This is a genomic window from Thalassospira sp. MCCC 1A03138 (genome assembly GCF_002115785.1).
Taxonomy (GTDB): Bacteria; Pseudomonadota; Alphaproteobacteria; order Rhodospirillales; family Thalassospiraceae; genus Thalassospira.
Window position 1 is genome coordinate 354,378 of sequence record NZ_JFJY01000004.1, and the last position, 7,583, is coordinate 361,960.

Sequence of the window (7,583 nt, forward strand, 5' to 3'; positions counted from 1 at the left end):
CGAAACGGGCATCCGTACAATCAGTTAACCGGGCTCACCAGCGTCCCGTCTGCAAACCACTGCGCCAGATTATCGACCACCATCTGCGCCATCGCATCGCGGGTTTCGACCGTGCCACTGGCGTTGTGGGGATACAGCACGACATTCTCAAACCCGGCAAAGGCACGGTCCATATGCGGTTCATTATGGAACACATCAAGCCCCGCCCCCGCAATCACGCCATCCCGAAGTGCTGCAATCAGGGCCGGTTCATCAATCACCGAACCACGTGCGATATTGATGACAAAACCGCGCGGGCCAAGTGCCTTCAGGACGTCGGCATTGATGATCCCCTGTGTCGCCGCCCCGCCGGGGCAGGAAATCATCAAAACATCCGCCCAGTTCGCAAGCCCGATCAGATCGGCCTCATAATGATAATCGACCGGTTTTTTGGATCGTCCGAAATAACCGATTTCCATGCCAATCGGCTCCGCCCGCGCGGCAATCGCCTGCCCGATCCGGCCAAGCCCGACAATGCCAAGCTTCTTGCCGCGTGCCGTTGTGGTTAACGGCATCGCCCCCTTTTCCGACCATTGTCCGCTGCGCGCCCAATGATCACCAACAACCAGCCGCCGAAGCGTCGCCAGCAGCAGCATGATCGCGGTATCGGCCACGTCGTCATTCAAAACATCGGGCGTATTGGAAACGCGAATGCCGCGCGCCGTGCAGGCCGCAATATCAATCGCATCATAACCGACCCCGAAACTTGTAATGACCCTAAGGTTCGGCAGCTTTTCGATCAGCTCCGTCGGCACCCCGACCCCGGCGGTCGAAACAAGGGCTGTAATCCTGTCCGCCACATTGGCCAGAAACGCATCCTTGTCACTCGCCTGATCCCAGCGATGCAGTTCGTATTTCGCAGCAAGTTCTTCCATGTGACGCGGCCGGATGGCCGAAACAACGAGGATATGTTTGTCAGAACGCGACATCGGGGCTTCTCCGTTGGTGGCGGGAGGTCACAGACTAGCGGCATGCCACTTGTAAAACAAGAGAACAGGACAATTAACAGGCCCGTGCGCAGGCCGCCTGAACTTGCCACCTGTCGCTGCGCCATTGCACACTACCTGCCCGGATGGCGAATATGTACAACAGATATGACGCAAATATCCAATCGCGACGTCGCAAATTCACATCTAATCGTGCAAAATCATGACACTTGGTGGAGCCGCTTCTCATGACGCATTTTTCTGCTTTGTCGCTGTTAAAGAATGCTCTTACAGGACAAAAGAACTGGCAGGAGCAATGGCCCGACAGCCAACCGAAGGCAGAATATGACGTCGTCATTGTCGGTGCCGGCGGGCACGGGCTTGGCGCGGCCTACTATCTGGCCAAGGAACATGGCATCACCAATGTCGCCGTGATCGACAAGGGCTGGCTGGGTGGCGGCAATACCGGGCGCAACACCACGATCATCCGGTCAAACTATCTTTATGATGAAAGTGCCCGGCTTTATGACCATGCCGTTGATCTCTGGGAAGGTCTTAGCCAGGATCTGAATTACAACGTCATGTTTTCGCGCCGCGGCGTTCTGATGCTCGCACACAATGTTCACGACGTTCAGTCCTTCCAGCGCCACATCCATTCCAACCGCCTGAACGGTGTCGATAACCGCTGGCTCACGCCCCAGGAAGCCAAGGAATTCTGCCCGCCGCTTAATATTTCGCCCAATGCACGCTATCCGGTCGTCGGTGCCGCCCTTCAGATGCGTGCCGGAACCGCCCGCCACGATGCGGTTGCGTGGGGCTATGCGCGCGGGGCATCGCAACGCGGTGTCGACATCATCCAGAACTGCCCGGTTACCGCAATCCGCCGCGGGCCGGATGGCGCGGTCGAAGGCGTTGAAACCGCCAAGGGCTTTATCCGTGCGAAAAAGGTCGCGGTTTCGGCCGCTGGTCACACCAGTGTCGTGATGGAAACCGCCGGTGTGCGCATGCCGCTTGAAAGCTATCCGCTTCAGGCACTGGTATCCGAACCGGTCAAGCCGATCTTCCCCTGTGTCGTCATGTCCAACACCGTGCATGCCTATATCAGCCAGTCGGACAAGGGCGAACTCGTGATCGGATCGGGCACCGATCAATATACCAGCTATTCCCAACGTGGCGGCCTGCCGCTGATCGAACATACGGTTGCCGCGATCTGCGAGATTTTCCCGATCTTCAACCGCATGCGGATGCTGCGCAAATGGGGCGGCATTGTTGACGTGACCCCGGATCGCTCCCCGATCCTTGGCATGACCCCCGTACCCGGCCTTTACGTCAATTGCGGCTGGGGCACGGGCGGGTTCAAGGCCACACCGGGGGCTGCCCATACCCTTGCATGGACGGTTGCTAAAGGCACCCCTCATGACATCAACGCCCCCTTCACGCTGGACCGTTTCCGGACCGGCCGTCTGATTGACGAAGCGGCCGCAGCCGCCGTCGCTCACTGAGGAGAACGAACATGCTTCTCATCCATTGCCCCTATTGCGATGAAACGCTGCCGGAACTGGAATTCACCTATGGCGGCGAAGCCCATATCGCGCGCCCGGAAAATCCGGCGGACAAAACCGATGATGAATGGCGCGATTTCCTGTTCATCCGCACCAATGTCAAGGGACCGCATTTTGAACGCTGGCGTCATGCCCATGGCTGCGGCCGGTTCTTTAACGCCGTGCGCGACACCGTTTCGGACCGGTTCCTGACGACATACAAGGCGGGCGAACCGCGCCCTGACCTTGCTGTTTTGCTTGAAGATGCCGCAAAGAAGGAGCCTTCGAAATGACCGCTTTCCGTGTTCCGGGGCGTGGCCGGGTCCTTCACAATCGGCCGGTTTCATTCACCTTTGACGGCGACACCTATCAGGGGCTTGAGGGCGACACTGTCGCATCTGCCCTGATCGCCAATGGCGTTCACCTGATGGGGCGTTCGTTCAAATATCATCGTCCGCGCGGCCCGATTGCCGCAGGCTCGGAAGAACCGAACGCTCTGATCGGAACACGTCGCGGCAAGGGACAGTTTGAACCCAACACGCGCGCAACCGTGCAGGAAATCTGGAACGGGCTTGAAACCAGCAGCCAGAACAAATATCCCAACCTGAAATTCGATATCGGCGCGATCAACGACCGCCTTTACATGCTGTTTTCCGCCGGGTTCTATTACAAGACCTTCATGTGGCCACGGTCCTTCTGGGACAAGGTTTACGAACCCTTCATCCGGGCGGCTGCCGGTCTTGGCGTATCGCCGACCGAGCCCGATCCGGACAATTACGCATCCCGTTACCTGCATACCGATATTCTGGTTGTCGGTGCCGGTCCTGCCGGCCTTGCCGCCGCACGTGCCGCCGCGGAATCCGGGCTTCGCGTCACACTGGTCGATGAAAACGCCGAACCGGGCGGAACGATTTTAAGCGAACCACAGGCAAAAATTGACGGCAAACCGGCATGGGATTGGCTGGAGGCCGAGCTTGATGCCCTGACCGACCTTGGTGTCCGGATCATGACCCGCACCACAGCGATTGGCTATTACCATCAGAATATGATCGGCCTGTGTCAGAAACTGACCGATCATCTCGAAAAACCGGCCGCCAGCACCCCGCGGGAACGGATGTGGCGGGTCCGCGCCAAACAGGTCATTCTGGCGCAGGGTGCGCTTGAAAAGCCGCTGGTATTTGATGGCAATGATCGCCCGGGCGTAATGCTGGCCGGATCGGCGCAAACCTATCTGAACCGCTATGGCGTGCGTGTCGGAAACAATGCCGTCGTCGTCACCAGCCATGACAGTGCATGGTATGCCGCCTTTGATCTGGCATCGGCCGGAACAAAAATCGGGGCCATTGTCGACACCCGCCCGACCCCGAATGCCGACCTTGTCAAGGAAGCCGCCGCACGCGGGATCACGGTCTTTGCCGGTTATACCGCAACCGGCACCTCGGGCCGCCTGCGCATCAAATCGGTGCGGATCAACAAGGTTGAAAATGGCACCGTTCTGGCCGCCCAGACATTGGCCTGCGACAGCCTTCTGGTTTGCGGGGGCTGGACCCCGTCGCTCCATCTGTTTTCCCATACCAAGGGGACGCTTAAATGGGATGACCAAAGCCAGACCTTCCTGCCCGACCGCATTACCGAGGATTGCCAGATCGCCGGTGCCGGACGTGGGCTTTGGGGGATCGAGGCCGCCCTTAATGACGGGGCCGCAATGGGCACGGCTGCGGCCAAAGCCCTTGGTAAAACCGCCACAGTCAAAACGCTTTCGGTTGCCGATGATCGCCCCGGTACGGGTGCCAGCCACACCGAACTTCCGACCGACCTTGATGCTGGCAAGGCCCGCGCCTTTGTCGATTATCAGAACGATGTGACGGCCAAGGATCTGCGCCTTGCCGTGCGCGAAGGCATGCGCTCGATCGAGCATGTCAAACGCTACACCACCAATGGCATGGCCACCGATCAGGGCAAGATGTCAAACATCAACGGCCTGAACATTGCCGCCGATGCGCTTGGCAAGAAACAGCCCGAAGTCGGCCTGACCACCTTCCGCCCGCCCTATACCCCGACGACCTTCGGGGCGTTTGTCGGCTATCACAAGGGGGATCATTTCGAAGTCACCCGCAAAACCCCCATCGATAGCTGGGCCGAGGAAAACGGCGCCGTGTTCGAACCGGTCAGCCTGTGGCGTCGTGCATGGTATTTCCCCAAGGACGGCGAAGACATGGACGCCGCCGTGCGTCGCGAATGCCGCGAAACGCGCAAATCGCTTGGCATGTTTGACGCATCCACCCTTGGCAAGATCGAGGTGGTCGGCCCCGATGCGGTTGAATTCATGAACCGCATGTATACCAACCCCTGGACCAAACTTGCCCCCGGTCGCACCCGTTATGGCCTTTTGCTTGGCGATGATGGTTATATCCGCGATGACGGCGTGATTGGCCGTCTGACCGATGACCGTTTCCACATCACCACCACCACCGGTGGGGCGGCGCGTGTGCTGAACATGATGGAAGATTACCTTCAGACGGAATGGCCGGATCTGAAAGTCTGGCTGACCTCGACCACCGAGCAATGGGCGACCATTGCGCTCAACGGCCCGAATGCGCGCAATCTTCTGGCCCCGTTTGTCGAGGGGCTCGATATTTCCGACGAAGCCTTCCCGCATATGTCGATAGCCGAGTGCACGGTTGCCGGTTTCCCGGCCCGCCTGTTTCGCGTCAGCTTCACGGGCGAACTTGGATTTGAGGTCAATGTCCCCGCCCGTCATGGCCGCGCCCTTTGGGAAACGCTGTTCGCGGCGGGTCAGAAATACGATATCTGCCCCTATGGCACCGAAACCATGCATGTCCTGCGTGCCGAAAAGGGCTTCATCATTGTTGGTCAGGATACCGACGGGACGGTGACGCCTTATGACGCGGGTGCCGGATGGGCGGTTGGCAAAAACAAGCCCGACTTTGTCGGCATGCGGGCTCTTAACCGCCCGGACCTGACGGCAGAAGGCCGCAAACAACTGGTCGGGCTTCTGACCGATGATGGCACCTCCAAACTTGAAGAAGGCGCACAGATTGTCCTTGATCCGAACCAGCCGATCCCGATGAAGATGGTCGGCCACGTGACATCGTCCTATCACAGCGACGCGGCAGGTCGCCCGATTGCCCTTGCCCTGATCGAAGGCGGCCACGGCAAGACCGGCGAAACGGTTTATATCCCGATGCCGGACCGGACGATCAGGGCCACCATCACCGGCACAGTCTTTTACGACCCCGAAAATGCGCGCCTCAAACTTTAAATTCCAAGGTCATACAAGCGGAGATGACTGCAATGACTGCACATATCGACCTGTCCAAAGCCGGGATACTGGCCGAAAGCTCCGCCGTGCGTGTAGCACTTCTGCCCCCTGTCGCCCGCTTTTCCCTTCGGGCCGCAACGCCCGAACAAAAAGCCCTGTCAAAGGCGCTTGGCGTAACCCTTCCGGCCAAAATCGGCCAGTGCGGGCGCAAAGGGGATATTGAAATCATATGCCTTGGCCCGGACGAATGGACGATCATCGCCCCCGAAGATCAGGCAGGAACGATCAACGATGTCTGTGCCGCGATCTATGCCAAAACCCCGCACAGCCTGACGGAAATTTCCGACCGTGAGGTTACCGTCCATATCACAGGCCCGAAGGCCAGCGACCTGATCACCATCGGATGCCCGCGCGACCTTGATCAGCTCCCGGTCGGCGAAGCCCGCCGCACGGTCTTTGATGGTGTCACAACGGTGCTGTGGCGGGATGGCGAACAGGATTACCGCCTCGATCTTTGGCGCTCATTCGCCCCGCACGTCATCGCCCTTCTGGAAACGGGTTGCGCTGAACTGGCGGGCGAATAACCCGATGCCAGGGCCCTTTGCAAAGCTGCCGTAAACCGGAACCGACGCTTCGATATGCTGCGCCGACCTATGGCATTTCCCCGCAAGGACCACGCCACGAAATCCGAAGCCCCACCCGCCAACGACGGACACAACGGCAAGACACCTCAGCCAAAACCGGACTTCCCGCAATCCGGGAAGTCCCGACGAACCTAGAGCCTCGGCATCCTCACCGGCGGGGCGCAGGCGGGCCGCCTTCGGACTCATGGCCCGCTCGGTCATTTCCGGTCATGGCGACATTTCCAGCAACCGATGAAGCCCGGACACACTTCGGGCTCATGGGCCCCGCCGGTTCACCCCTGACGGGCCACAGCTCAACGCTGCCCCTTGCTGCCATCGTTGCCGCTCCCGGCAAATTTAAAGCTCCCTCCTCAACAAGACGCACCTCTCCCGTCATGACAAATGATCGGGTTAGCCCCCCTTAGTCCTTCGTTCTAGCCCTCGGGCAGAATGCCGCCATAATGGCTCCGCCACCGCCGAACCATATCCTGCGGATCACCCCGCCGCCCTGCCCGTGTCGATGTCCGCATCTTTGCCGCTGCATCCCGATATCCTCTTTCATTCAGCCCCAAACGCAAAAACCCGCGAGGCACAAGGCCTCGCGGGTTTCGGTCCGGGTGCATTTCTCCCGTTGACTTTACTCTTATGCCACAAACAAAAGAACAAATCAAGAACTTTTTAAAGAAACCGAATGGGAAGGAGGATTCGACACGACGCAGCCTGCGCGCTCGGAAATCTAGAAACAACTCTCACGGGTACGTCCTCCAGAAACGGCTATGCGCTATTGCGTGGCAATTGATGAGCCCTACCCGACGCGCCCCCATCAGATGCCCGGTTCGGCTTCGCGGAAATCCTCAATTGCAGCACCACCAACAGATCCGGATACCGGGAATATAAAAAGCCCGAGGGTCTGAAAAACCTGTCCGCTGCGCTATGCCTGTACGCAAAGCCGCAATCACACCACGGTAGTGACACGCCATGACTGGCAGACAGGAAAGCTTTCTCCTTAAAAAGATACTGCCCCATAAAAAAACGAACCCCGACAATAATGATGGGGTTCGTCAGCAGTCTGAAACCCCGCCGATAGCGGGGTTTGCTTTTTCTTGCATGGAAACGTCTCAGACCAGATCCCCCGGCAGAACATCGGTGGGGATGTTCTGATAGCAGACCG

The 7,583-nt window shown here is 58.8% G+C and carries 5 protein-coding genes and 1 pseudogene; 5 read left to right on the plus strand and 1 reads right to left on the minus strand.

The features are described 5' to 3' along the window. Positions 1-20: 20 nt before the first annotated feature. A complete protein-coding gene (locus TH468_RS11395) occupies positions 21-968 on the minus strand; it encodes a 2-hydroxyacid dehydrogenase (protein WP_085644185.1) in 948 nt (315 codons plus the stop codon). A 245-nt stretch (positions 969-1,213) separates the two neighbouring features. On the opposite strand from TH468_RS11395, the gene TH468_RS11400 reads away from it, so the two are divergent. The 5 genes and pseudogenes from TH468_RS11400 to TH468_RS22025 all read left to right on the plus strand — a co-directional run. Further along, positions 1,214-2,467: a sarcosine oxidase subunit beta family protein gene (locus TH468_RS11400; protein WP_062947815.1), complete on the plus strand. Its 1,254-nt coding sequence runs from the start codon at positions 1,214-1,216 to the stop codon at positions 2,465-2,467. Between the two features lie 11 nt (positions 2,468-2,478). Then, positions 2,479-2,799: a sarcosine oxidase subunit delta gene (locus TH468_RS11405; protein ID WP_062960758.1), complete on the plus strand. Its 321-nt coding sequence runs from the start codon at positions 2,479-2,481 to the stop codon at positions 2,797-2,799. Next, positions 2,796-5,789 carry a sarcosine oxidase subunit alpha gene (locus tag TH468_RS11410; protein ID WP_085644187.1) on the plus strand — a complete coding sequence of 998 codons (2,994 nt, stop codon included), beginning with the start codon at positions 2,796-2,798 and terminating at the stop codon, positions 5,787-5,789. The genes TH468_RS11405 and TH468_RS11410 overlap by 4 nt, the downstream gene beginning before the upstream one ends. Positions 5,790-5,821: 32 nt before the next feature. Continuing rightward, entirely contained in the window at positions 5,822-6,373 is a 552-nt protein-coding gene (locus tag TH468_RS11415) for a sarcosine oxidase subunit gamma (RefSeq protein WP_085644249.1), read from the plus strand. Positions 6,374-7,259: 886 nt separating this feature from the next. Continuing rightward, a pseudogene (locus TH468_RS22025) lies at positions 7,260-7,401 on the plus strand (IS5/IS1182 family transposase); the annotation flags it as partial. Between the last annotated feature and the right edge of the window lie 182 nt (positions 7,402-7,583).

Bases quoted from the DNA above. Each gene is read 5' to 3' on its own strand.
- TH468_RS11395 (WP_085644185.1), bottom strand. From the start codon at position 968: ATGTCGCGTTCTGACAAACATATCCTCGTTGTTTCGGCCATCCGGCCG.
- TH468_RS11410 (WP_085644187.1), top strand. From the start codon at position 2,796: ATGACCGCTTTCCGTGTTCCGGGGCGTGGCCGGGTCCTTCACAATCGG.
- TH468_RS11415 (WP_085644249.1), top strand. From the start codon at position 5,822: ATGACTGCACATATCGACCTGTCCAAAGCCGGGATACTGGCCGAAAGC.
- TH468_RS11405 (WP_062960758.1), top strand. From the start codon at position 2,479: ATGCTTCTCATCCATTGCCCCTATTGCGATGAAACGCTGCCGGAACTG.
- TH468_RS11400 (WP_062947815.1), top strand. From the start codon at position 1,214: ATGACGCATTTTTCTGCTTTGTCGCTGTTAAAGAATGCTCTTACAGGA.